The sequence below is a fragment of the Mammaliicoccus sp. B-M6 genome (assembly GCF_022386965.1).
Classification (GTDB): domain Bacteria; phylum Bacillota; class Bacilli; order Staphylococcales; family Staphylococcaceae; genus Mammaliicoccus; species Mammaliicoccus sciuri_A.
The window spans coordinates 50746-75288 of sequence record NZ_JAJNHJ010000012.1; the positions used below are offsets into that span (position 1 = coordinate 50746).

Sequence of the window (24543 nt, forward strand, 5' to 3'; positions counted from 1 at the left end):
TCTTTAGGAGTGGAATAATGAGCGCGTCAACAAATATTACATGGCATGATTCTGAAGTAACAAAAGCACAAAGACAAGAACGTAACGGTCATAAAAGTGTTGTGATTTGGTTTACTGGTTTATCAGGATCAGGTAAATCAACAATATCTGTAGCATTAGAAAAAGCATTATTTGAACAAAATATCACTTCATATCGTTTAGATGGAGATAACATTCGTCATGGATTAAACCAAAACCTTGGATTCAGTCCAGAAGACCGAAAAGAAAATATCCGTCGTATCGGTGAAGTCGGTAAATTAATGGTAGATGCTGGTGTAGTCACAATGACAGCATTCATCTCACCATATGAAGAAGACCGTAATACGGTTAGAGATATACTTGAAGACGGTGAATTCATCGAAGTTTTCACTAAATGTAGTTTAGACGAGTGTGAATCAAGAGATCCAAAAGGACTGTATAAGAAAGCAAGAAGCGGTGAAATCAAAGAATTCACTGGCATTAATGCACCATATGAAGAACCATCAAACCCTGAAATAGTCATCGATACAGAAAACGAAAGTGTAGAAGAATCTGTAGAGAAAATCGTTGCATACTTAAAAGAAAATCAATATTTATAATGAATAAGCTCACAACGCTAGCTAGTGTTGTGAGCTTTTTGTATTGTGGTATTGTGGTTATGAACAAGTTTGGTGAGAAGTGTTCTTAAGGATGTCGTTACGAACAAGTTTGATGAGAAGTGTTCATAAGAGCGTCAGTATTTACAATTTTTACGAGTTTTGTAAATATGACTCCCGTTATTAGCAGTTCTGGTCAAAAGTGCAAATACTGGTACCAACTAAAAATAACAAAAGCGCGGGGTATGCATTGCTACCTCGCGCTTTTACTTATTTGTCTTCTTGACTTGGTATTGGGAAATATTTATATATCTCTCCAGTTTTAATAGCGTTACTGATATTTGCTAACCATTCATAATATACTTTTGATTCTTCTAATTGTGTATGAATGGTGATTGCTTCTTCTTTAGTTTCTTCATCGACATCATCTGCATCTATGATTTTTTGTAGCAAGATTTCTGCGTCTTTAACAGAATCCATATTAATAGAAATTTCTCGATCCCATTTTCTTGAGAAAAAGTTATTAAAGAAGATAAAGAAGTCTTTTTCAGCGATGAAATGTTGTTTTCTACTTCCTCTTGTAAATTGTTGTTTGACGATATCAAATTCTTGTAGTTTCTTAACACCAGCACTCATGCTTGGTTTGCTCATTTGAAGTTGTTCACGCATTTCATCTAGTGTCATACTACCTTCAAATACCATCGTCCCGTATAAATTTCCGACACTTCTATTAATACCATATAAATCCATCGTTTCTCCAATACCGTTAATCACGATGTCTTTAGCTTGGTCTAGTTGTTTTTTGTAGTTATCTGAACGTACCACTACATACACCTCCAATAGTTACCTTAATTGTACCATGAATCCTTTTACATTGTAGTTGCTTTTCCATTACTTGTCTATTTGAAATACCTATTAAAAACAAATCATAAATGAACTTTGGAAATTTGACGCCTTTCATAATTCTATGCTAACATAAAATTTGTAAAGTTCGTTAAATAAAAATTTAACAAAGTTAACGGAGGTATTTTGAATGGGATATATAGAGCATTTATCTAGACGTCAATTTATAAATGGTGAGTGGGTAGAAGCTTCTAATAAAGCGACTCGCGACATTGTGAATCCATATAATCAAGAAGTTGTGATTTCAGTAGCTGAAGGTACAGAAGAAGATGCTGAAAAAGCAATTTTAGCAGCTAGACAGTCATTTGAAGCTGGTGAATGGTCAGGTGAAACGACTGAGAATAGAAGTCGTAAAGTTAGAGCCATTGCAGATTTAATTAAAGAACATAAAGAAGAACTAGCGGAACTTGAAACATTAGATACTGGTAAGACATTAGAAGAATCATATGCAGATATGGATGATATTCATAATGTATTTATGTATTTTGCAGGTTTAGCAGGACATGATGGTGGTGAAATTATTGATTCCCCAATACCTCATTCAGAAAGTAAATTAGTAAAAGAACCTGTAGGCGTTGTGACTCAAATTACGCCGTGGAATTATCCGCTACTTCAAGCTTCATGGAAAATAGCGCCTGCTCTTGTAACAGGTTGTTCGTTAGTTATGAAACCAAGTGAAATTACGCCATTAACAACAATTCGTGTATTTGAATTAATGGAACAAGTTGGATTTCCTAAAGGTGTCATCAACCTCGTACTAGGTAAAGGTTCTGAAGTTGGTGAAGTATTAGCATCTCATAAAGAAGTCGATCTCGTTTCATTTACAGGTGGTATTCAAACAGGTAAGCATATTATGAAACGTGCAGCAGACAATGTAACGAATATTGCATTAGAACTAGGTGGCAAGAATCCGAATATTATTTTCGATGACGCAGATTTTGATTTAGCGATTGATCAAGCATTAAATGGTGGCTATTTCCATGCCGGTCAAGTTTGTTCAGCTGGATCACGAATTATCGTCCATAACGATATTAAAGATAAATTTGAAAAAGCTTTAGTTGAACGTGTTAATAAAATTAAAATCGGTAATGGTTTTGATGAAACTACTGAGATGGGACCATTAATTTCTGGAGAACATCGCGATAAAGTTGAAAAATATATAGAAGTTGCGAAAGAAGAAGGTACGACAATTGCTGCTGGTGGTAAACGACCAGACAGAGCAGACTTACAAGATGGTTTCTTCTTTGAACCAACTGTCATTACAAACTGTGATACATCTATGAGAATTGTACAAGAAGAAGTATTTGGACCTGTCGTAACAATTGAAGGATTCTCTAATGAACAAGAAGCGATTGAATTAGCGAATGATTCTATTTATGGACTCGCAGGCGGCGTATTTACACAAGATATCGCTAAAGCTAATCGTGTGGCTAATAAATTGAAAATGGGTACAGTTTGGATTAATGACTTCCATCCATATTTTGCACAAGCACCATGGGGTGGATATAAACAATCTGGTATTGGTAGAGAGTTAGGTAAAGAAGGATTAGAAGAATATTTAATTTCTAAACATATTTATACAAATATTCAACCTGAGCCAGTGAATTGGTTTAGTAAATAAATACAACAAAGAAGAACGAGTATATAGGAGGATTTTGAGATGAAGCAATCTTATGATTATATAATTATTGGAGGCGGAAGTGCCGGATCTGTATTAGGTAATCGTTTAAGTGAAGATAAAGATAAGACCGTATTAGTATTAGAAGCGGGTAGAAGTGACTATCCATGGGATTTATTAATTCAAATGCCAGCAGCACTAATGTATCCATCGGGTAATCGTTTCTATGACTGGAAATATGAAACAGATGGCGAACCTCATATGGGCGGTAGAAAAGTAGCACATACAAGAGGTAAAGTACTTGGTGGTTCAAGTTCAATCAATGGTATGATTTATCAACGAGGAAACCCAATGGACTATGAAGGTTGGGGAGAACCTGAAGGCATGGAAACATGGAAGTTTGCGAATTGTTTACCATACTTTAAACGATTAGAAAAAACTTTTGGAGCAGATAAATCAGATCAATATCGTGGTCATAATGGTCCGATTAAATTAAGAAGAGGACCAGCAACAAATCCATTATTCCAAGCTTTCTTTGAAGCGGGCGTTCAAGCTGGATACAATAAGACACCTGATGTAAATGGATTTAGACAAGAAGGGTTTGGACCATTTGATAGCCAAATTCATAATGGTCGACGTGTTTCAGCATCAATTGCTTATTTAAGACCAGCTATGAAACGTAAGAATTTAACTGTTCAAACAAGAGCTTTTGTTACAGAAATCAATTATGAAGGTAGACGAGCAACGGGTGTAACATTCAAGAAAAATGGTAAGACACATACAGTTGCTGCAGGAGAAGTTATTCTATCAGGTGGTGCGTTCAATACTCCACAATTACTTCAACTTTCTGGAATTGGTGACTCTGAACATTTAAATTCATTAGGTATAGAGACACGTGTACACTTGCCAGGTGTAGGTGAAAACTTTGAAGACCACTTAGAAGTATATGTACAACATGCATCTTCTAAACCAGTATCTGAGCAACCAAGTTTAAATAAATTTAAAATGCCTTTTATCGGATTACAATGGATCTTCGGTAGAAAAGGACCAGCAGCAAGTAACCACTTTGAAGGTGGCGGATTTGTAAGATCTAATGATAAAGTTGATTATCCAAACTTAATGTTCCACTTCTTACCATTAGCAGTACGTTATGATGGACAAAAAGCAGATACAAAACATGGTTTCCAAGTACATATCGGACCAATGTATTCTAACTCTAGAGGTAGCTTGAAGATTAAATCTAAAGATCCATTTGAAAAACCTAAATTTGTCTTTAATTACTTATCTACAAAAGAAGACGAACAAGAATGGATAGAAGCAATTAGAGTTGCAAGAAACATCTTGAAACAACCAGCTTTAGCACCATATAACGATGGAGAAATATCTCCAGGACCTTCAGTACAAACAGATGAAGAAATTTTAGAGTGGGTTAAAAAAGATGCAGAAACAGCACTTCACCCATCATGTAGTGCAAAAATGGGACCAGCATCAGATCCTATGGCTGTAGTTGACCCATTAACAATGAAAGTACACGGTATGGAGAACTTGAGAGTAGTCGATGCATCAGCAATGCCACGCACAACAAATGGTAATATCCACGCACCGGTGTTGATGTTAGCGGAAAAAGCAGCAGACATCATTCGTGGTAAAAAACCATTAGAACCAGAAGAAATAGATTACTATAAACACGGCGTCCACCCTAAAGACGCAGGCGTTGTGAAATAATAGGAGAAGTAAGAAGGCTGAGACAGAAATTGTCTCAGCCTTTAGTTGTTATATGGGTACGCGCTAACTACCATAATTCTGAAAAGTGGTAATAAGAACGCTGTAACTACCATAATTCTGAATAATGGTAATAAGAGAGGGGTTTTCTAAGGGACATTATTCTGAATTGTGTCTCTAACAGCATGTCTAAGGGACATTTCCCAGAATTCTGTCTCTAATTGTTATTTATTTAAGTGTCTATATAATGTTGCTCTGCTAATGTTGGTCGCTTCTTTAATTTCTTCTAAAGTATATTTCTTAGAATGGTACATTTCGATGGCATTTTTTAAATTAAGATCGTTTCGTTTTGGTCTTCCGATAGTCTTACCTGCTGTTTTGGCTTTTGCGATACCTGACTTAGTTCTGAATTTAATCATATCGCTTTGAAACTGATTAAGTAGACTTAAAAATTTGTTAAAATTCATTTGCTCATGCTGACTAATTGTTATTTGAGCATTAACAATATGAATGTCCACATTGATTTCCTGGGCAATTGTAATGAGTTCTTCTAATTGGTATGAAGTATCTGCAAGAATACATAAATCAGTTATGTATAATTTATCCCCGCTTTGTAATTTACTATAAAATAATGTATTTAATTCTTTTCTAATTTCAGTTTGTACATGAGATTCTTCAATAATTGTTAACGAAAATTTGCTTAACTTTGAATGTTGTTCAGCGACTGTATCATATAATTCGATTGGTCTAATATAGCCATAATTCATAAATTTCACCTCAATAGTTTCATAAATGTATACATATGAAACTCTTTTGTTTATAATAGCACTATTGAAAATATATAAAATAGGAGTATGTATAATGTTTAAAACTTATATAGAAGAATGGCTTTCTAATCCAGGGAAAAATTTACTAGCTGGTATTGTTGTAACGCTAACACTTATTCCTGAAGCCATTGCATTTTCTATAATTGCAGGAGTAGATCCAATGGTAGGATTGTACGCTGCTTTTATTATTGCTACGACAACTTCAATAGTAGGCGGTAGACCTGCTATGATATCTGGAGCTGCAGGAGCTGTTGCGCTTATTGTAACACCTTTAGTAAGAGAACACGGTGTCGATTATTTATTTGCAGCAACGATACTCATGGGTATTATACAGTTATTATTAGGAATTCTCAAAATTGGTAGACTCATGAAGTTTATACCAAGGTCAGTCATGATTGGATTTGTAAATGCTTTAGCGATTATGATTTTTATGTCTCAACTTGAGCATATATTCGGTATTTCAATAAGTACATATATTTATATAGCTATTACATTACTCATTGTTTATATTGTACCAAAATATTTCAAAGCCATTCCTGCACCGCTCATCGCAATTATTTTATTAACAACGCTATATATGGTAACAGGTTCTAATGTAAGAACAGTTGGCGATTTAGGTACGATAACAAGAGCATTTCCGAATTTCTTAATACCACAAGTTCCTTTTAACTTAGAAACATTAGCCATCATTTTGCCGTATTCTTTATCAATGGCAATTGTAGGATTAGTAGAAAGTTTATTAACTGCTAAAATTGTCGATGAAGCAACAGATTCTCATAGTAATAAAAATAAAGAATCCAGAGGTCAAGGTATTGCCAATATCATCACAGGTCTATTTGGAGGAATGGGAGGCTGTGCTATGATTGGTCAATCTGTCATCAATGTAAAATCAGGTGCAACAAGTAGATTATCAACATTTACAGCGGGTGTTTTCTTAATCATTCTCATCCTATTATTAGGAGATGTAGTTGTACAAATTCCTATGCCGATTTTAGCGGGTATTATGGTTATGGTATCTATTAGTACATTTGATTGGAAATCATTTAAGTACGTTAAGCAAGCGCCAAGAACAGATGCTGTCGTTATGATTTTGACAGTGGTCATCGTGTTGTTTACACATAACTTAGCTATAGGCGTTATTGTCGGCGTCATATTTAGTTCTTTATTCTTTGCTACTAAAATATCAAATGTTCATGTTCATCAAACAATAGAAAATCATTTTTATAAATATGCATTCACAGGACAAATATTCTTTGTTTCAATAGATTCAATGATGAATCAGTTAGACTTTTCTATTGAAAATAGTCAGATTGAATTAGACTTTACACACGCACATTTATGGGATGACTCAGCAGTCAATGCAATCGATTCAATGGTAAAAAAATTCGAAGATAAAAACAATACAGTATTTGTTAAACAATTAAATACAGATAGCAGAAAAATTATTTCTGAATTAAGTCAGCTCAATGAAACACATTTAACATAAGATTGGAAATTTTATTTAACCCCAATATAAAAAGGCTCGGACACTAATAAATTGTCCAAGCCTTTTGTTTTGTTATTAATTTTTATTTACTGATGCGTCATAGATAGAATCTACTGCGTCTTGTAATCCGCTATTAAATTCTTCTGCTGATTGTCCAGCGAATAGGTCAGTTACTAATGCACGTGAGAAACTTGCGATAAGTCCGTCATTTTCTTTAAGTAATTCATTTGCTTTTTCTCTTGAATAACCACCTGATAATGCAACGACACGAACAACGTTAGGGTGTTCGATTAATGATTTATATTGGTTTGGTTTTGTTGGAATTGTTAATTTCAACATAACGTATTGATCGTCGTTTAATTTATCTAATTCTTTCGCGATTTCTTCTTTTAAGATATCTTCAATTTCTTCTTTATCTTTAGCATTAATGTTCACTTCTGGTTCGATAATTGGAACTAATCCTGCTTCGATAATTTGTTTACCAATTTCAAATTGTTGTTCTACAACTTTAGCAATAGCTTCTTGATTTGCTTCAAGAATATTTGAACGCATTTTTGTACCGAATACATTACGTTCTTTTGCACGTTGTAATAACTCATCTAAACCAGGAATGACTTTCATTAACTGAACGCCATTTTCTTCATCTGCTAAACCTTTGTCTACTTTTAAGAAAGGAACGATACCTTTTGAAGCTAAGTAGTCAGAAGTATATTGACCTTCAACTTCACGGTCCATTGTTTGTTCAAATAAAATAGCACCTAATATTTTTTCAGAAGTAAAGGCTGGAGATGTTACGATACGTGTTCTCATTTCATGAACAAGTGTAAACATTTCATCTTCATTGCTGTATTGATTTTCTTCAATACCATAATCTTTAAGAGCTTTTGGAGTACTACCACCACTTTGATCTAGTGCAGCTATAAAACCTTTACCATTTTTTATTTTTTCAAATTGTTCTTGGTTCATTTTTTCCACTCCTTTAGATATTTTCACTTATAGTATGATGATTTTTACCATTTATCGCAAGTTATTCAACTTTTAATGATTTTTTAAGAGAGAAAATGATTAATAAATATGTCGAATTTAAGAAGATTGACGCATGATTATTTCATAAAATGGTTATACGCATTATGATGTACATTAGGGAGGATTCTCAATGAATAAAAAATCAGCAATATTATTAATAGGTGGCTTAGCTATTGTAGCTTTAGCAGTCGCAGCTTTATTATTATTTTCAACGCAAAAAAGTACATACTACGGGTATATGGAGAATAGTACAACTGCAGAAAAAGTAGTCAGTGAGAAAAATAATGAAGTTACGGAAAATATCAAAATCGAATCTACAAGTGATTTCAAACCTAAAAAAGGTGATTTTGTAAAATTAATTTCAAACGATAACGGTAAAACATTTTATAAAAAAGAAGTCGTAAAACATGATGACATACCACATGGTTTAATGATGAAAATACATGATATGGAAATGTAAGAAATATAAAGTCTGAGACAAATGCTAATGTCTCGGACTTTTACTATTTTATTTAATCGTTACATATAGTAAAATTACATTTAACTTCTATAGAATGTGGGTGGTTAAAGTGATGTTAATCAGAAATAAACAAGAATCAGATGTTGAAGCGATTGCTAAAGTTCATTACGAGTCTTGGTTAACAACATATAGAGGAATTGTTCCAGATAGTTATTTGGATCAATTAACGTTAGCGTCATATATTGAAAGACATCATAAATTTAATGCGCCGTGTATAGTTGCAGAGGTTGATGGAGAAGTGATTGGATTTCTAATGTATGGTAAAGACAAAGATGAAGATACAAGTGATACATGTGGTGAAATTATGGTCATTTACTTACTTGAAGCATATCAACAACAAGGAATAGGAACATGTTTGATGCAAGAAGCGGAAGAACAAATGAAGGATAAATATGATGAATTAAGTCTTTGGGTTTTTGAAGATAATCATCCTACAATTAAATTTTATGAAAAGCATGGCTTTAAAAAAGATGGTAAATCTGAAATAAGCGATGTTAGTAAAGAATTAAAAGAAGTAAGAATGATGAAAAGAATATGATACATATGGAATTTTGTTTTACGTGAAACGGGCAGATGTTTGATCATCTGCTCGTTTATTTTTATAGAAATATTAATTACTTATTCAATTTATTTAGTTTTTCAGAATAGATTTTTCAACAAATCAAAAATTATTCTAAAAAATATGATTAGTATTATTATACTAGGGTAACATATCAAGAAAGGAGGAATTAAATATGAGTAAAATAACAGATTCATTCTTAAATGCTTTAGATAGCATTATAGCATTCATACCAAACTTAATTAGTGCAATTATCTTATTAATTGTCGCTTGGTTAATTGCAGTAATTGTTAAAACAGTTATTGTGAAAGGTTTAAACGCAGTTGGTTTTGAAAAATGGCTAGAGAAAAAGGGGTTAACTGAATCAGGAAGTGGCAAATCAGGGTCTGAAGGCTTAATTCAGACATTTGGTAAATTAGCTTACTTCATTATATTCTTATTATTCTTACCATCAGTGTTTGATGCATTAAATATGACTTCTGTATCAACACCGATTAAGAACATGATGGGTAGTGTATTAGACTTCTTACCTAGAATTATTGTTGCGATTGTTATATTAGTTGTTGGTTTATTCATCGCAAAAGTATTAGGTACATTAGTTAAAAACTTATTAACAAATTTAAATGTTAGTAAATATAATCACTATGTAAACTTTGGTGAGAATAAAGAAAGTATTGATATTCCTTCAGCTGCAGGCTGGGTAATTTCAACAATCATTGGTTTATTCTTTGTTGTTGAATCATTAAATACAGTTAATTTAGAAGTGTTAAATACAATTGGTGAAGCAATTATTGGATACTTACCATTAGTAATTTCAGCAGCAATTATCTTATTAATTGGTTTCATTGGTGGTAACTTACTATCTAAATTAATTAAAAAATCTACAGGTAACGTATTTGTATCTGAAATCGTTAAATATTTAGTAATCATCGTTTCAGTATTTATGACATTAGATCAATTAAACTTTGCTCAAAGCATTGTTAATGTAGCATTCTTACTAATCTTAGGTGCTGTAGCAGTAGCATTTGCTATCTCATTCGGTATCGGTGGTAAGTCATTTGCAGAAAAAACATTATCAAAAATTGAACGTAAAGCTGAATCAAATGACAAATAAAAGATGATTAGAAAAAGCTGAGACATCCGTGTCTCAGCTTTTTTGTGTGGATATATATAATGGGTGAATGAAGGTAAGAGATGAGGCAAGTCGTGGCTTAAGTGTAGAGTAAAGCCAAGAGATAGTCCAAGTCATAGCATAAACCCTAAACAACCTCACATCTTCCAAAAATCATATTCTATATCGTCACAATGCCCATCAAGATAGCAATAAATAGCATTAGGATGGAGAAGCCCCAAACCCAGAAGAATGCGTATTTGATATATCTACCCATATTGATTTCTGCAAGTCCAACGGCTAACCATACTGCTGGTGCGAATGGACTGACGAATGTTCCGATTACGTTACCTATCATAAGTGAAAAGGCTGTTGATTGTGATGGAACGCCAAATTGACTGGCTGTTGATTCTACTATAGGTAAGATAGCGAAATAATAAGCATCTGTACTTGTTAATAAATCTAAAGGAACACCTAATACACCGATTATAATGTGTAAATATGGTCCTACAACTGTTGGTAATACAGCAATTAACGATAACGCAATCGATTCTAACATGCCTGTTTCATTAAGTATTCCTAGGAATACGCCGGCTGCTAATATAACAGCTGCCATCATTAAGGCATTTGGTGCATGTGCTCGAATACGCTCCATTTGCTCGTCGACATCTCTAAAGTTTAATGGTAATGCGATTGCGACACCGAGCATAAATGCAAATTCAGGCGGTACAATATCTAATAACATCATAGCTACGACGATGACTGTAAGTATTAAGTTTAGCCAAAGTATGTAAGTATGCTTTGTTGCTTCCCCTTTAATTGATGCATTTTCTTCTTGGTCTTTTTCATAGTTTGCAATAATTTCATCCATATTGATTTTTACAACATCCTCATCAGGAAATGATTTAGCAATACGTCTTTTTTCACGGATTCCTAAATAGATAGAGAATAGAATTGCGAGTACGATTCCGATAAGTTGAATAGGTATAACTTGATACCATAAGTCGTTAATATTATCGACTTTAAGAACTGAAGCGGTTCTTGCCATTGGTCCGCCCCAGGGTACCATGTTGATAATTGCTGCACTTAATGCAAGAAGTAGTACTAATAAGTATGGGCTCATTTTTAGTGCCCTGTATAATGGTAATAAAGCAGGAATTGCTAATAAGAAAGTAGTGGCACCAGCACCGTCTAATTGTGCAAAAGTACCGATAATCGTTGTAACAATCGCGACGATAATAATATTACCACGTGTTAATTTAATCATTCCTCTAACAAAAGGTCTGAATAAACCACTATCTGAGATAATACCGAAATAGATAATCGCAAAAATAAACATGATTGCGACATTAAATACTTGATCAATACCGGATTCGACATATTTTCGAATATCTCCAAATCCATGACCAATAACTAATGAGCCAATTACAGGTATTAAAATCATTCCTACAACTGGACTAATTTTTTTCATAATTAACATTGCGACAATTGAAATAATAATAACGAGTCCAACAATTGTCAGCAGTGTACTTGGTTCTTCCATTTTTATCCCCCTCAGTTTAATATAGCGCTTACATTAATAAAAATTAAAAAGCTTTCTACAACACATTAAAGTGTAATAGAAAGCATATGTTTATTATATCATTTGAAATTAAAAATTAATATAATAATTTGAAAATTCTAATAATACTTTAATAATCAATTTCAAATCCTAAATCTTGAATCATATCATAGTCCATTTGATTTGGTTGACCACCGGTAATTAAATAATCTCCAACAAAAATAGAATTCGCAACCATGAGTGATAATGATTGAAGCGTTCTTAAATTTACTTCACGACCACCAGCAATACGTATTTCTTTTGTAGGATTAATGAGCCTAAACATACATAGAATTCTAATACATTTCATAGGTGTTAAGTCATCCATACTGCCAAATTTTGTACCTTTTATAGGGTGTAAGAAATTGACTGGAATACTGTCAGCATCTAATTGATTCAATGTAAAAGCCATATCGATAATATCTTCGTCAGATTCACCCATACCACAAATCACGCCAGAACATGGAGAAATATTCTTTTCCTTCATTATATTTATTGTATTTACACGATCATCAAAACTATGTGTTGTCACAACTTCATCATGATAGTTAGCACTAGTATTTATATTATGATTATATCGGTCTACACCACTGTTTTTAAGGGACTCAGCTTGTTGTTCATTTGTTAATCCGAGACAAGCACAAATCTTAAGTTGAGGATGATTTCTTTTAATTTGTTCAACAGAATCAGTAATGTGAGAAATCTCTTTATCACTAGGGCCACGACCACTCATAACAATACAGTAAGTTCCAATTTTATTTTCAGAAGCTACTTTGGCACCTTCAACAATTTGATTCTCTGGAATAAGTGCATAGCGTTGAGATTTTTGTTTAACATCTCTTGATTGCCCACAATAACCACAGTCTTCGGGGCAAATACCACTTTTGGCATTTAAAATCATATTCAGTTTTACTTTCTTACCATAGTAATGATGTCGAACTTTATAAGCTTCTTGAACAAGTGTTAATGTATCGATCGATTCATCTTGATAAATTTTTAAAGCTTCATTATATGTTAGATGATGACCATTGATTATGTTAGTTCCTAAAGTCATTAAAATTCCCCCTCTATAATTATTAATAGAATACTAATAATATTCTTAATTGTAAACCTAAATATTTAAATAGTTAACAATTAAGTGTTATTTACTAAAATATGGTAGAAATTACAATGAACTAGTGATAGCATATATATTGAAAGATTTAAATTATATATAGGAGAGATAAAATGAAGAAGTTTAAGTCAGTCATCATTTATAGTAGTTTAGCTTTATTGCTTGTAGGATGCGGAAACGAAGAAAGTTCAGCAAGTAAAAATAATGAGCACAATAATTCAGAACAGCAGTCAAATAAACATGAAAATGCAAAGTTGCCAACTGTTGTATTTGAATCTGATCTAGCAAATGAAAAATTATCAAAGTCAGAAATACATAAAAGTATTCAACGTTATTTAGATACAAATGAAAGTATTTATAATGTGACAACAAAGATTGAAGAAAAAATATGGGATGAACAACCTTTAACGAAGAGAGAAGCGGATCAATTAGAAGAAGGTAGAAAACTTTTAGAAAAGAATGACCAGAACTTCTCAAATTATATAGAAAATAATACACTCCCAAAAGGTTATCAAAAAGAAACAAATAGAATCAGTCAGTACTTTACAAGTTACAATCAAACAATTAAAAATTTAGACCATCAAGTGAAAAAAATAGAAGATAAAGCAGAAAAAGGTACCATCTCAACAAAAGATATAAAAGATATCGTACCATATAGTCAAAATGTAAATGGCAGACAACAAGCAAAAATAGAAAAATTCCTTAAACAAATCAATGTGAAGACAAATGCGTTTAAAAGGTAAAAGGTTATTTTGAAAGATGGTGGTTGTATGATGAAACAATTAATAAAAAATAGAGAGTTATTAACGGTGGTATTTGTATTTCTAATTATCGCCTTAAGTTTATTATTAGGTTTATTTCTAAGTCTTGAACAAATACTTATTTGTTTATTTCCGATTTTTATTATTTTTCTTTTATTTAGAGATTGGTTGAGAGGACGAGAGAAAGCAAAGGATTTCAAGAGATTTATGATATTTAGAATAATTGTAATGATAATATTTTTGATAATAATGTCATTATACATATTGAGTATGTATCAGAATAATCAATTTACGAATCCGTTATATATTTTTGGTTGGTTTATTGTGTTATTCATTACTGACATTATTGAAAATAAATATTTCATAAAAAAGAATCGGGTAAATAATAATCAAGAAACCAAAAAAGCTGGGACAGTATGAGCTGTCTCAGCCTTTTTGGTATTTTAATATTTCATCTTTAATTGTTCTTTTTCAATATCAGATATAAATGCATGGTCTATTGCTTTAATATTAATGTCTTTCATTTCTGCTATAGATAATAATTGATGGTTGTACAAGAGTTGATATTCTTGGTTTAAGTTTGTATTCGAAACTGTTCTATTATCTGTATTAATATTAAATGGAATGCCTTGTTCTATAAGCTTTCTAATATTAAGTTCTTCTACTGATTGGATTGCTTTTGTTTGTAAGTTGCTCGTCGGACAAATTTCTAATAATGCGTTGTGTTGTTTAATGTATGATAATGCTTGATTGTCTTGAATTGCTGCAACGCCATGTCCTATTCTTCGTGCACCGAGTTCGATTCCTTCTATTATATTATGTATACATCCACATTCACCGGCATGCAATGTTAAGTGGTGGCCAGAATCTGTAGAATGTTGAATGGCTTCTTGTATGACTTTTGTTGGAAATGCTTCTTCAGGACCTGCAAAATCAAAACCTACGATGTGACGATTGGTTGTATTTAACTGATCTACTGATTTAAATAAGTCAATGTTTGTTTGATTGTCGTGATGTCGCATGCCACAAATTAGCAAATTGACTTTAATATCATATGTATGTTCAGCTTCGATTGCTCCGTTGTTAACAGCTTCTAAAATTTCTTCAATTTTTAATCCTTTATCTGTATGGAAAAGTGGCGCAAATCGTATTTCTATATATTTAATGTTGTCATGATGTGCTTGTTGCGCGACATCGACAACTGCTTTCTCTAAACTATCTTTTGTTTGTAAAACTTTTAAAATGGTGTCGAAAGATTTTAAGTAGTCATCTAAGCTTTCGCAATTTTGGTCTACTTGAATATCTTCTAAATTAATAGATACATGTTGTTCTCGTGCGAGTTGCTGGATTAATTCGATACTAACAGAACCGTCTAGGTGACAGTGTAACTCTGTTTTTGCTACTTCATTTATTGTAGACATTGGGAATATCCTTTCTTTATCTATTGGTATGATTTTTAAATATAGTTATATATTATAAACAATTTCAGAAATATCTGGTAGTATTTAGCACAAATGTGTAGATTTTGTGAGAAAATTTATAAAAATATTATTTTTTTATCTGAAAATTCTTGGTTTCGAATTATTAAAAATGCTATATTTATAGAATATTTTAAAAATTACAGTTTGGAAATTTAGTACATACATATTAAGAAGGGTCAGACATGAATAATAATTTAAAAAGAGAGTTAACGTCAAGACAAATGCAAATGATTGCGATTGGTGGCACAATTGGTGTTGGTCTATTTATGGGGGCATCAAGTACGATTAAGTGGACAGGACCATCCGTGTTATTAGCATATGCTATTGCAGGTGTATTTGTATTTTTAATTATGAGAGCGTTAGGTGAAATGGTTTACGTTTATCCAGATACAGGTTCATTTGCTAAGTTTGCAAATGATTATATTCATCCGTCATTTTCATTCGTAACCGCTGGAAGTAGTACATTTAACTGGATTATTGTCGGTATGAGTGAGGTTATAGCAGTAGGGTCGTATTTTAAATTTTGGTGGCCAGATTTACCTTCATGGATACCAGGTTTAGCTGTCGTTCTCATATTGCTTTCTGCAAACTTAGTTTCTGTTAAGTGGTTTGGTGAATTTGAATTTTGGTTTGCCGCTGTAAAAGTCGTAACGATTATATTGATGATTATTGCAGGGTTAGGGTTAATACTTTTTGGAATAGGTAATGACTTTAATCCAATTGGAATCAGTCATTTATGGGATCATGGTGGTTTCTTCACAGGTGGTCTAAGTGGTTTCTTCTTTGCATTATCAATCGTATTTGGTTCCTATATTGGTGTCGAATTAATTGGTATTACTGCTGGTGAAACGAAAGATCCACAGAAAAATATTGTAAAAGCTATTAACGGTGTTGTATGGAGAATATTAATTTTCTATATCGGTTCGATTTTCGTTATTGTAACTGTTTATCCATGGGATGAAGTGAATCAAATTGGTTCACCGTTTGTTGCGACATTTGCAAAAGTAGGTATCACTGCAGCTGCAACTATTATTAACTTTGTTGTAATTACAGCAGCAATGTCAGGATGTAACTCTGGTATTTTTAGTACGAGTCGTATGCTTTATACGTTATCTAAACAAAAGCAAATTTCTCAAATATTCTATAGAACAAATAAAAATGGTGTCCCACATATCGCTGTTATCGCAGTATCAATCGGTATCTTCTTCGGTATCGTCTTAGATATTGTATTACCTCTGATATTAGGTAAAGATACGAATATATTTGTATATGTGTTCAGCGCAGGTGTGCTTCCAGGTATGGTACCTTGGTTTGCCATTTTAATTAGTCATATGAATTTTAGAAAGAGAGAACAAATTAAAGATCATCCATTTAAGATGCCATTCGCACCAGTCAGTAATATAATCACAATTATTATGCTTGTATTAGTTGTTATTGGCATGTTGTTCAACGCTGAAACAAGAATCTCAGTCATAATTGGTATCGTATTTATTGCGATCATTAGCTTATATGCATTTATTAAAAAGCCATAATATATGAATAAAAATACATGTACATTTCAGGGTGTATATGTATTTTTTTATAGTCAAAATTAATTAGAGTAAAGATATAGGTTAACTATTTATTGTTATATAACAGTTAAATAAAGGGGTTTATAAATTGAATATTCAAAAATGACTATAGACATTATTTAATGAATATAATACAATTGATAACAGTTATCAATTAATAGGAGGACATCATGAATAAATATTCAAAAATTTTTATGGCGATATTAGTTGTTTCAGCAATGTTTTTAGCAGCATGTGGCAATAATAAGAGTAGCGAAGCAGGTGCTAAGAAATCTGAAACAATAGAAATAAAAGACGAATTAGGTACTCAAAAAGTTAAAAAGAATCCTAAAAACATTGTCGTGTTAGAGTATTCTTTTGCAGATGCAGTTAAAAATCTTGGCAATACACCAGTTGGTATTGCGGATGATAATAAGAAAGAAATTATTAAAAAATTATATGGTGAAGATGTGAAATATACATCAGTTGGTACACGTAAACAACCAAACTTAGAAACAATCAGCTCGCTTAAACCAGATTTGATTATAGCGGATGTTCAACGTCATAAAGGTATAAGTGAAGACTTGAAGAAAATTGCACCAACACTTGTATTGAAAAGTAGAGAAGCAAGCTACGATGATGTGAATGGCTCATTTAAAACAATTGGTAAAGCTTTAGGTAAAGAAGATAAAGCGAATCAATTACTTGAAGAGCAAGATGCAAAAATTAAAAAAGCTAAAGATAAAATAGATACAAAAGAAAAAGATGGCCAAAAAGTGTTGATTGCAGTTGCAAGAGAAGATGCATTCCAAGCTCATACATCTACTTCTTATGCTGGTCAACTATTAACAAAATTGGGATTAGACAATGCTGTAGAATCTAAAAATGCATATGAAGATATTAATTTAGAAAATTTATCTAAAATTAATCCAGATAAAATCATTTTTACAACTGACAAAAAGAACCCAATAACAGATGATTGGAAAGAAAAAGCGATTTGGAAAGATCTTAAAGCATATAAAAAAGGTCAAATATATCAAGTAGATAGAGACTTCTGGACAAGATTCAGAGGTATCAATGCCAATGAATATATCATAAAAGATTTACAAAAATATAACGAAGAGAAATAAATACTTGAACAATGAACGTACATACAATTGTCCGTTCATTGTTTTATTTCTGAGTTGAGTTGGTGATGTTATGAAAAAAGAAACGATAATCATTATAGCAACAGTCATAATTTTAATAATAGGCATTTTTATAAATTTAAGCTTTGCTTCGTCAATTATGAGTTTTAAAACGATATTTCATGCTTTATTACATAATGATCATTCGAAAGATACATTAATTATTAGAACGGTAAGACTGCCAAGACTATTAGTTGCGATTATGGTTGGTGTGAGTTTAGCGCTAGCAGGTGCAATCATGCAAGGTATTACGAGAAATGCACTTGCTTCACCTCAAACATTTGGTATTAATGCCGGCGCTTCGTTAGTACTTGTTGCGGCATTAGTTTTCTTTCCTGATTATAATGGTAATCAAAGTGCGTATATTGGATTTATTGGTGCGATTTTAGGTGGCGTGATTGTGTATACCTTTATTTATGGACATGAGAATAATCAAGTTCGTTTAGCATTAGCGGGTATGACCATTCATTTACTGCTATCTTCAGTCACTGAAGTGTTGATATTAATGAACGAAAACGCCACAGATATTCTATATTGGTTAACAGGTTCGTTAAACGGTAAAGATTGGGATAGTGTGGAAGTCCTATTACCATGGTTTGTAATCGGTACGATTATCACAATTATGTTAGCGAGACATTTAACGGTTATTTCACTTGGTGATGATTTAGCTACAGGTTTAGGTGTTTATAAGAAACTGATTTATATCGTATTTGGATTGATGGTTATTATTCTAGCTGGTTCATCAGTATCTGTTGCAGGTCCAATTGGCTTTGTAGGCTTAATTGCACCTCATATTTCTAAGAGGTTGATTAGAGGCGGTTATGAAAGACATATTATATTAACTGCACTTATTGGTGCAGTGTTACTCGTATATTCAGATGCGTTATCACATATTATTGCTTATCCTTATGAATCGCCTGTCGGAATTGTAACAGCTTTAATAGGCGGACCGTTCTTCCTTTACTTATGTAAAAATGGAAGGAGTGTTCAAAAAGGATGAAACTTAAATGGAAATATATCATCGTTTCACTCGTACTATTGGTCTCATTATTTATTAATCTACAAGTAGGTTCTCAGTTTATAGGTACATCAAAGATTATATCTACATTTACTGGCTTTTCAGATGAATATGATTTTGTTGTATATAATTATAGATTACCAAGAATGATTATTTCATTGATTGGTGGAGGCTTATTAGGTGTATCAGGTGCTATTGTCCAAAGTTTACTGAGAAATCCTTTAGCATCACCAGATATCATAGGTGTTACAAAAGGAGCAGGATTATTTGCAGTCGCACAAACATTATTGTTACCAGCACTACCATTTTATTTCTTAGGTGTTGCTTCATTTATAGGTGCAGTTGTACTCATCATGCTTATTATGCTTATCGGCAAATTGTTCCAAGCAAGTACATATACAATTGCATTAATAGGTGTTGCTTTAAGTGCGATATGTCAGGCAGGTCTTCAATATTTCATGATTAGATATCCAGACAATATCAATACGACATTATTGTGGTTGTCTGGAAGTGTATGGGGACGTAATTATGATGACTTATGGTTCTTTATACCTGGCATAGTGGTGTTGCCGCTTATTTTCTTATTTGCTCGTAAAATTGACATATTAAGTTTAGGTGATGAATCTGCTGTCAGTTTGGGTGAAAAAGTATCTCTTATTAGAAATGTATATCTTGTGATGGCAGCAATTTGCGTTGGATCAGTCGTGTCAGTAACAGGGACAATTGGCTTTATAGGCTTAATTGCACCTCATATAGCAAGGTTATTAGCAGGACCGAAAGCCATTAAATTGTTACCATTATCAGCTTTAATAGGTTCAATATTCTTATTAGTAGCAGATGCAATAGGTAAAGGGATGTTTCCTCCACTCGAAATTCCTGCAGGTGTAGTTACAGCCATTATTGGTGCCCCTTATTTCTTATATTTATTAAAAAAATCTCAAAGTGTGTAATGAGTTATTTAGCCGAAACAGTCATGATTGTTTCGGCTTTTTTGATAGGCATAAATATTTCTTGAGAAATATGGCTGTGATAACATTGCATTAAAAAGAATATTAAGGAAGTGTAAGTATGTCTAATCAATCTGCTTTATTAGTTATGGATATGCAAAATGGTATTGTTGGTAGCTTATCTAATTCGAGTGAAATCATCGATAAAAATAAAAAGGCTATCGAAAGTGCTAGGAAACATCAAATCCCAGTTATTTTTGTGAGAGTAGCTTTTTCAAAAGGATTTTATGAAGTGTCGCCTTACAACAAATCATTTTCACGTATTAAAGCAAGTGGACAACAAATGAGAGTGAATGATGCATCAACTCAAATTATAGACGAACTTGCACCAAATGAAGATGAAGTCGTTGTTACAAAACATCGCTTTAGTGCTTTTACAGGTAGTAATTTAGAAGTGTTATTGCGTGGTATGCAAGTTGACCACCTTATTTTAACAGGTGTTGTAACAAGTGGTGTTGTATTATCTACTTTAGTTGAAGCGGCAGATAAAGACTTTGAATTAACAGTCTTATCAGATGCGATGACAGACAGAGATATTGAAACACATCAATTTCTAATTGATAAAATTTTTCCTAGGTATGCGGAAGTAACTGAGACATTAGAATGGTCAAATACAATTGTATAGATAGGAGATAATTTTTATGCGTCAAGTTTCGAGTGAAGAAACCTTTAATACGAAACTATATCCTCCGATGATTTTAGGGTCAATATTGAATCCTATCAACTCTTCTATGTTAGCTGTTGCACTTATACCAATTGCACAAGACTTCGGTATACCTTTTTATCAAACAACATGGCTTGTGTCATCGTTATATTTAGCAACGAGTATTGGTCAACCGGTTATAGGTAAACTTATAGATATATTTGGCCCTCGAGGGTTATTTTTATTTGCTACAAGTTTAGTAGGAGTAGCGAGTTTGATTGCGATTTTTACACCATATTTTTTTGGATTAGTATTAGCAAGATTTCTTATAGGTATTGGTACTTGTGCAGGTTATCCTTCAGCAATGTATTTAATCAGTTATGAGGGCAAGCGCACAGGTAAAGATAGTCCAAGTAAAATATTAACAATGCTATCTATATCCAATCAGACGATTTCTGTTATTGGTCCAACAATCGGTGGTTTGTTAATTCATAGTGGCGGTTGGCAAGCTATATTCTTAGTCAATATTCCACTTTCCATTCTTTCATTCGTATTTGGATTTTTATATTATCCAAAAGTTGAAAGTCCAAAGAAATTAAATGCATTAAAAGAACAGATAGACTTTATAGGTATAACGTTGTTTACAATTACTTTAACAACATGGATGATTTTCTTTATGGAGCCAGATCAATCCATTTTTTATCTATTTATAATTGGACTGTTCAGTTTATTAGTTTTTGTCATTGTGGAACTCAAATCTAAGAAACCATTTATTGATCTAAGAGTACTTGGTCACAATGGTGCTTTAAATAATACTTATATAAGATCACTTCTTACAGCTGTTATTTCTTATAGTGTGCTATACGGATATGTTCAATGGCTAGAAGAGGGGAGAGGATTGACTGCAGCACATGCAGGACTCATGATGTTACCTCAATTCTTGGTTGGGATTTTTATGGCACAATTAACAGGTACAAGACTATCAATTAAGTTCAAACTATATTTAGGGACAATTTGTGCACTCATAACAATGATAGGCTTCCAATTTATTCATGCGGATACACCATTATGGATATTAAAATTATTAGCTGCAATTTTTGGTGTGCCACAAGGATTATTAAATTTAGCAAATCAAAATGCACTTTATCATCAAGCACCAAAATCAATGATAGGCATGTCAGCAGGATTATTAAGAACTGCAATGTATATCGGTGCAATCGTATCATCCACTCTCATTAGTACTTTATTTAAAGGTGACCACATCACAAATGGTATACATGAATTAGGTCTATTCTGTATGCTGATAGGCATAGTTATCATCATTCTAACCTTTGTCAGTAGACGTTCATTAAGCACAAGGTAGACTGCGGGTTGTCTGAAGTTAGAGAGAGGGGAGGATGAGTTTTGGAGTGGTTGTTTAGAGTTAGATGTCATGGCTTAAGTAGTGAATAAAGCCACAACATCACCCAATTTCACATTCCCTACCAAAAAAAGAGCTAGGACACGTATCCTAGCTCTTTTCATATTTATTTCATTTCTTTAAAGGCTTTTAAGAATATCTCTCTTTGTTTTTCTAATGAAATTGGATCGTTATATTGTGTTTCTGTTACATCAAATTTAACGACGTGATTATTTTTCTTATCTTCTGTATTTGCCCAAACATTTGTATCTTCGAATGGTGCTTTCTGATTTCCGTTTGCTGCGATTACAACAAAATCACCTAAATATTTATCGAATTCTTCAGGTGTTATTGTGATAGCATTTGTTTTTTCTGTTGCTTTTTTTAGGTCTTTTGGTTGTTTCAAGCCCTAACCGATATATAAAATTTCAGTACCTCGACCTAATGCATCACTGAATGCCATAAGTCCTTTTGGTGTTTGTTGTAATACTGTTGCTGTTTTTTCTTTGATAAGTGGTTCTAAATCTTTTTTATCATCTTTAAGTTTTTGATCCCATTCTTTAATCCACTCTTTAGCTTGGTCTTCTTCGCCGACTAATTCTGCTAATTTAGTTGTATTATCTTTATATGTAGAAGTCATTGCATCAAAAGTAACGGTAGGTGCAATTTTTTAAGTTTATTAAGGTTTTTGTCTTGTGCGCTTGTAATAATTAGATCTGGTTTTGTTTTTGCAACTTGTTCAACATTTGTTTGATCTATTTTTTTAGCATCTTTCGTAACATTTTTAAGTACCTTATTTTGATTAATAAATTCTGGTACTGCTACTGGTGTATGTTTGAACTTAACTAATGCGCCGACATATGTTGGATGTAATACTGCAATTCGTTTAGGATCTTTTGGTACATCAACTTTCTTACCATTATCCATCGTAAACGACTTTGTATCAGAGCTTGAATCTTTCTTACTACTTGAATTTTTATTGTCATTGTTCTTCCCGCATGCTGCAACAAATAAAATTAACGTTAATACTAAAATTAATACCTTTTTCATTAAAAAGCCTCCACAATTCATTGAAATTGATAATCTTTCTCAATTGTATCAAAATATTGTGATTATACAATAGGTTTTGCAAAATTTAAAGAGTGCAATTATTTGAATATCATATTTTTACCATGTATATTTAACGTAGTAAATTCGATTGGAAAGGAGTGAAGGCGTAATGGAATGGCTCATAGGTTTATTAGGTGAAGAGATTTTAATTAATTATGTTGCATTTAGCATACATTATTTCATTCCTGTGTTATTAACGCTCTTGTTTGTTTATTTGCAGATGCAAGCAAACATCAAGCTCCACAAAGATTGGATTGTAAGGTTTTCAACTGAAGTAGAGGATCAATACATTTTTGAATGGATAGTCCCTATTTTAAGGTGGAGAACACGTTGCTTATCCAAATCCGTCGATGAAGAAGACGCTAGTCCAATATATTAAGGCATAATTAATATATTGGAGGAGAAATTTTGAAAAAATTATATACAGTTTTAGCATTTTTAGCAGTATCGATATTACTAAGTGGATGTGCACCACAAGAAGGTGGTGTATTTTATAATTCATTAGTAGAACCATTCATTTATTTGATTAAATTCTTTGCATCATTCTTTAACAATAGTTATGGAATTGGCATTATCATCGTTACCATATGTGTAAGACTAATTGTCATGCCGTTTATGTTGCGTTCTTTTAAAGGACAGAAGAAAATGCAATTTAAAATGAAGAAAATAAAACCACAAATGGATGAAATTAATAAGAAGATGAAATCAGCTAAAGATGAACAAGAACGTGCACAATATAGCCAAGAAATGATGGCTTTATATAAAGAACATGGTATAAATCCTTTAGGTATGGGATGTTTACCAATGATTATACAGATGCCGATACTAATGGCGTTGTACTTTGCAATATCTCATAATGATGCACTTGCAAGTCATAGTTTCGCTTGGTTTAACCTAGGTACACCAAATATATTTATGGCACTGATTGCCGGAGCACTCTATTTATTACAAGCATATTTATCAACAAAATATTTACCAGAAGAATCAAATGGACAAATGAAATACATCATGTATATTAGTCCAATTATGATATTTATTGTGAGTATGAGCACACCAGCAGCACTTCCATTATATTGGAGTGCAAGTGCGATCGTACTTATCGTTCAACAATATATATCTAATAAGTACTTTAATTATCACGAAGACGATCTTCAAACAAGTTCATAAATAACAAAAGACGTTCAATTCTTGAGCGTCTCAGACTGTGGACAAACTGAACTTAAATTTATAAGTTCAGTTTGTTTTTTTATATGGATTAATATTTTCCACTAAAATCATGATTAAACT

At 32.5% G+C, this 24543-nt stretch carries 24 protein-coding genes and 1 pseudogene; 17 read left to right on the forward strand and 8 right to left on the reverse strand.

Features of this window, described 5'->3' with window-relative positions:
- Positions 1–17 precede the first annotated feature (17 nt).
- Positions 18–617 (forward strand): adenylyl-sulfate kinase, encoded by a 600-nt coding sequence (gene cysC / locus LQ693_RS06330; protein WP_048540525.1) that lies wholly within the window; start codon positions 18–20, stop codon positions 615–617.
- A 267-nt stretch (positions 618–884) separates the two neighbouring features.
- Here the strand turns inward: cysC and cudC are convergent, their stop codons facing one another.
- A complete protein-coding gene (cudC, locus tag LQ693_RS06335; protein ID WP_107565381.1) occupies positions 885–1439 on the reverse strand; it encodes a choline uptake/conversion transcriptional regulator CudC in 555 nt (184 codons plus the stop codon).
- Between the two features lie 208 nt (positions 1440–1647).
- On the opposite strand from cudC, the gene betB reads away from it, so the two are divergent.
- Both betB and betA read left to right on the forward strand, forming a co-directional pair.
- Positions 1648–3138 carry a betaine-aldehyde dehydrogenase gene (gene betB / locus LQ693_RS06340; protein WP_107565382.1) on the forward strand — a complete coding sequence of 497 codons (1491 nt, stop codon included), beginning with the start codon at positions 1648–1650 and terminating at the stop codon, positions 3136–3138.
- 39 nt (positions 3139–3177) lie between these two features.
- Entirely contained in the window at positions 3178–4860 is a 1683-nt protein-coding gene (gene betA / locus LQ693_RS06345) for a choline dehydrogenase (protein WP_025907285.1), read from the forward strand.
- A 221-nt stretch (positions 4861–5081) separates the two neighbouring features.
- On the opposite strand, the gene LQ693_RS06350 is transcribed toward betA, so the two are convergent.
- A complete protein-coding gene (locus tag LQ693_RS06350) occupies positions 5082–5624 on the reverse strand; it encodes a recombinase family protein (protein WP_025907287.1) in 543 nt (180 codons plus the stop codon).
- 94 nt (positions 5625–5718) lie between these two features.
- Here LQ693_RS06350 and LQ693_RS06355 point away from each other — a divergent pair, with 94 nt between their 5' ends.
- On the forward strand, positions 5719–7170 hold the full coding sequence (locus LQ693_RS06355) for a SulP family inorganic anion transporter (protein ID WP_239703114.1): 1452 nt from the start codon (positions 5719–5721) through the stop codon (positions 7168–7170).
- Positions 7171–7245: 75 nt separating this feature from the next.
- On the opposite strand, the gene LQ693_RS06360 is transcribed toward LQ693_RS06355, so the two are convergent.
- A complete protein-coding gene (locus tag LQ693_RS06360; RefSeq protein ID WP_025907311.1) occupies positions 7246–8136 on the reverse strand; it encodes a fructose bisphosphate aldolase in 891 nt (296 codons plus the stop codon).
- 190 nt (positions 8137–8326) lie between these two features.
- On the opposite strand from LQ693_RS06360, the gene LQ693_RS06365 reads away from it, so the two are divergent.
- The 3 genes from LQ693_RS06365 (at position 8327) to LQ693_RS06375 (ending at position 10389) form a co-directional block, all read left to right on the forward strand.
- A complete protein-coding gene (locus LQ693_RS06365) occupies positions 8327–8656 on the forward strand; it encodes a DUF4889 domain-containing protein (protein ID WP_025907313.1) in 330 nt (109 codons plus the stop codon).
- Positions 8657–8768: 112 nt separating this feature from the next.
- A complete protein-coding gene (locus tag LQ693_RS06370; protein WP_107633862.1) occupies positions 8769–9254 on the forward strand; it encodes a GNAT family N-acetyltransferase in 486 nt (161 codons plus the stop codon).
- A 196-nt stretch (positions 9255–9450) separates the two neighbouring features.
- Positions 9451–10389 (forward strand): mechanosensitive ion channel, encoded by a 939-nt coding sequence (locus tag LQ693_RS06375; protein WP_025907316.1) that lies wholly within the window; start codon positions 9451–9453, stop codon positions 10387–10389.
- A gap of 178 nt (positions 10390–10567) precedes the next feature.
- On the opposite strand, the gene LQ693_RS06380 is transcribed toward LQ693_RS06375, so the two are convergent.
- A complete protein-coding gene (locus LQ693_RS06380) occupies positions 10568–11929 on the reverse strand; it encodes a CitMHS family transporter (RefSeq protein ID WP_107633863.1) in 1362 nt (453 codons plus the stop codon).
- Between the two features lie 148 nt (positions 11930–12077).
- Entirely contained in the window at positions 12078–13040 is a 963-nt protein-coding gene (gene bioB, locus LQ693_RS06385) for a biotin synthase BioB (RefSeq protein ID WP_107633864.1), read from the reverse strand.
- Positions 13041–13213: 173 nt separating this feature from the next.
- Between bioB and LQ693_RS06390 the strand changes: the two genes are divergently transcribed.
- Both LQ693_RS06390 and LQ693_RS06395 read left to right on the forward strand, forming a co-directional pair.
- Positions 13214–13843: an NDxxF motif lipoprotein gene (locus LQ693_RS06390; protein WP_119494646.1), complete on the forward strand. Its 630-nt coding sequence runs from the start codon at positions 13214–13216 to the stop codon at positions 13841–13843.
- Positions 13844–13873: 30 nt separating this feature from the next.
- Positions 13874–14281, forward strand: coding sequence for a hypothetical protein (locus LQ693_RS06395; RefSeq protein WP_107633866.1), 408 nt, complete (start codon positions 13874–13876; stop codon positions 14279–14281).
- Between the two features lie 23 nt (positions 14282–14304).
- Here the strand turns inward: LQ693_RS06395 and add are convergent, their stop codons facing one another.
- A complete protein-coding gene (gene add, locus LQ693_RS06400) occupies positions 14305–15282 on the reverse strand; it encodes an adenosine deaminase (RefSeq protein ID WP_107565865.1) in 978 nt (325 codons plus the stop codon).
- A gap of 242 nt (positions 15283–15524) precedes the next feature.
- Here add and LQ693_RS06405 point away from each other — a divergent pair, with 242 nt between their 5' ends.
- The 6 genes from LQ693_RS06405 to LQ693_RS06430 all read left to right on the forward strand — a co-directional run bounded on the left by LQ693_RS06405 (position 15525) and on the right by LQ693_RS06430 (position 22110).
- Positions 15525–16874: an amino acid permease gene (locus LQ693_RS06405; RefSeq protein ID WP_119494647.1), complete on the forward strand. Its 1350-nt coding sequence runs from the start codon at positions 15525–15527 to the stop codon at positions 16872–16874.
- Positions 16875–17083: 209 nt separating this feature from the next.
- A complete protein-coding gene (locus LQ693_RS06410) occupies positions 17084–18022 on the forward strand; it encodes an ABC transporter substrate-binding protein (protein WP_239703115.1) in 939 nt (312 codons plus the stop codon).
- Between the two features lie 70 nt (positions 18023–18092).
- Positions 18093–19079: a FecCD family ABC transporter permease gene (locus LQ693_RS06415; RefSeq protein ID WP_103361815.1), complete on the forward strand. Its 987-nt coding sequence runs from the start codon at positions 18093–18095 to the stop codon at positions 19077–19079.
- Positions 19076–20047: a FecCD family ABC transporter permease gene (locus tag LQ693_RS06420; RefSeq protein WP_107565869.1), complete on the forward strand. Its 972-nt coding sequence runs from the start codon at positions 19076–19078 to the stop codon at positions 20045–20047. Before LQ693_RS06415 ends, LQ693_RS06420 begins: the two co-directional genes overlap by 4 nt.
- Positions 20048–20165: 118 nt before the next feature.
- Positions 20166–20729: a cysteine hydrolase family protein gene (locus LQ693_RS06425; protein ID WP_107565870.1), complete on the forward strand. Its 564-nt coding sequence runs from the start codon at positions 20166–20168 to the stop codon at positions 20727–20729.
- Between the two features lie 16 nt (positions 20730–20745).
- Positions 20746–22110, forward strand: a complete 1365-nt coding sequence (locus tag LQ693_RS06430; RefSeq protein ID WP_239703116.1) for an MFS transporter — start codon at positions 20746–20748, stop codon at positions 22108–22110.
- A gap of 163 nt (positions 22111–22273) precedes the next feature.
- On the opposite strand, the gene LQ693_RS06435 is transcribed toward LQ693_RS06430, so the two are convergent.
- Together LQ693_RS06435 and LQ693_RS13820 are read right to left on the reverse strand one after the other, a co-directional pair.
- Positions 22274–22552 (reverse strand): TroA family protein, encoded by a 279-nt coding sequence (locus tag LQ693_RS06435; protein WP_239703117.1) that lies wholly within the window; start codon positions 22550–22552, stop codon positions 22274–22276.
- Between the two features lie 3 nt (positions 22553–22555).
- A pseudogene (locus LQ693_RS13820) lies at positions 22556–23217 on the reverse strand (ABC transporter substrate-binding protein).
- 148 nt (positions 23218–23365) lie between these two features.
- On the opposite strand from LQ693_RS13820, the gene LQ693_RS06450 reads away from it, so the two are divergent.
- Together LQ693_RS06450 and yidC are read left to right on the forward strand one after the other, a co-directional pair.
- Positions 23366–23635 carry a hypothetical protein gene (locus LQ693_RS06450; RefSeq protein ID WP_049320526.1) on the forward strand — a complete coding sequence of 90 codons (270 nt, stop codon included), beginning with the start codon at positions 23366–23368 and terminating at the stop codon, positions 23633–23635.
- Positions 23636–23664: 29 nt separating this feature from the next.
- Positions 23665–24423 carry a membrane protein insertase YidC gene (gene yidC / locus LQ693_RS06455; RefSeq protein WP_107565871.1) on the forward strand — a complete coding sequence of 253 codons (759 nt, stop codon included), beginning with the start codon at positions 23665–23667 and terminating at the stop codon, positions 24421–24423.
- The last annotated feature ends 120 nt before the right edge of the window (positions 24424–24543 follow it).

Bases quoted from the DNA above. Each gene is read 5' to 3' on its own strand.
- LQ693_RS06395 (WP_107633866.1), top strand. From the start codon at position 13,874: ATGAAACAATTAATAAAAAATAGAGAGTTATTAACGGTGGTATTTGTA.
- LQ693_RS06380 (WP_107633863.1), bottom strand. From the start codon at position 11,929: ATGGAAGAACCAAGTACACTGCTGACAATTGTTGGACTCGTTATTATT.
- LQ693_RS06360 (WP_025907311.1), bottom strand. From the start codon at position 8,136: ATGAACCAAGAACAATTTGAAAAAATAAAAAATGGTAAAGGTTTTATA.
- LQ693_RS06405 (WP_119494647.1), top strand. From the start codon at position 15,525: ATGAATAATAATTTAAAAAGAGAGTTAACGTCAAGACAAATGCAAATG.
- LQ693_RS06410 (WP_239703115.1), top strand. From the start codon at position 17,084: ATGAATAAATATTCAAAAATTTTTATGGCGATATTAGTTGTTTCAGCA.
- LQ693_RS06420 (WP_107565869.1), top strand. From the start codon at position 19,076: ATGAAACTTAAATGGAAATATATCATCGTTTCACTCGTACTATTGGTC.
- LQ693_RS06390 (WP_119494646.1), top strand. From the start codon at position 13,214: ATGAAGAAGTTTAAGTCAGTCATCATTTATAGTAGTTTAGCTTTATTG.
- LQ693_RS06350 (WP_025907287.1), bottom strand. From the start codon at position 5,624: ATGAATTATGGCTATATTAGACCAATCGAATTATATGATACAGTCGCT.
- betB (WP_107565382.1), top strand. From the start codon at position 1,648: ATGGGATATATAGAGCATTTATCTAGACGTCAATTTATAAATGGTGAG.
- add (WP_107565865.1), bottom strand. From the start codon at position 15,282: ATGTCTACAATAAATGAAGTAGCAAAAACAGAGTTACACTGTCACCTA.
- LQ693_RS06430 (WP_239703116.1), top strand. From the start codon at position 20,746: ATGCGTCAAGTTTCGAGTGAAGAAACCTTTAATACGAAACTATATCCT.
- LQ693_RS06370 (WP_107633862.1), top strand. From the start codon at position 8,769: ATGTTAATCAGAAATAAACAAGAATCAGATGTTGAAGCGATTGCTAAA.
- LQ693_RS06355 (WP_239703114.1), top strand. From the start codon at position 5,719: ATGTTTAAAACTTATATAGAAGAATGGCTTTCTAATCCAGGGAAAAAT.
- LQ693_RS06415 (WP_103361815.1), top strand. From the start codon at position 18,093: ATGAAAAAAGAAACGATAATCATTATAGCAACAGTCATAATTTTAATA.
- LQ693_RS06450 (WP_049320526.1), top strand. From the start codon at position 23,366: ATGGAATGGCTCATAGGTTTATTAGGTGAAGAGATTTTAATTAATTAT.
- LQ693_RS06375 (WP_025907316.1), top strand. From the start codon at position 9,451: ATGAGTAAAATAACAGATTCATTCTTAAATGCTTTAGATAGCATTATA.
- cysC (WP_048540525.1), top strand. From the start codon at position 18: ATGAGCGCGTCAACAAATATTACATGGCATGATTCTGAAGTAACAAAA.
- bioB (WP_107633864.1), bottom strand. From the start codon at position 13,040: ATGACTTTAGGAACTAACATAATCAATGGTCATCATCTAACATATAAT.
- LQ693_RS06365 (WP_025907313.1), top strand. From the start codon at position 8,327: ATGAATAAAAAATCAGCAATATTATTAATAGGTGGCTTAGCTATTGTA.
- betA (WP_025907285.1), top strand. From the start codon at position 3,178: ATGAAGCAATCTTATGATTATATAATTATTGGAGGCGGAAGTGCCGGA.
- LQ693_RS06425 (WP_107565870.1), top strand. From the start codon at position 20,166: ATGTCTAATCAATCTGCTTTATTAGTTATGGATATGCAAAATGGTATT.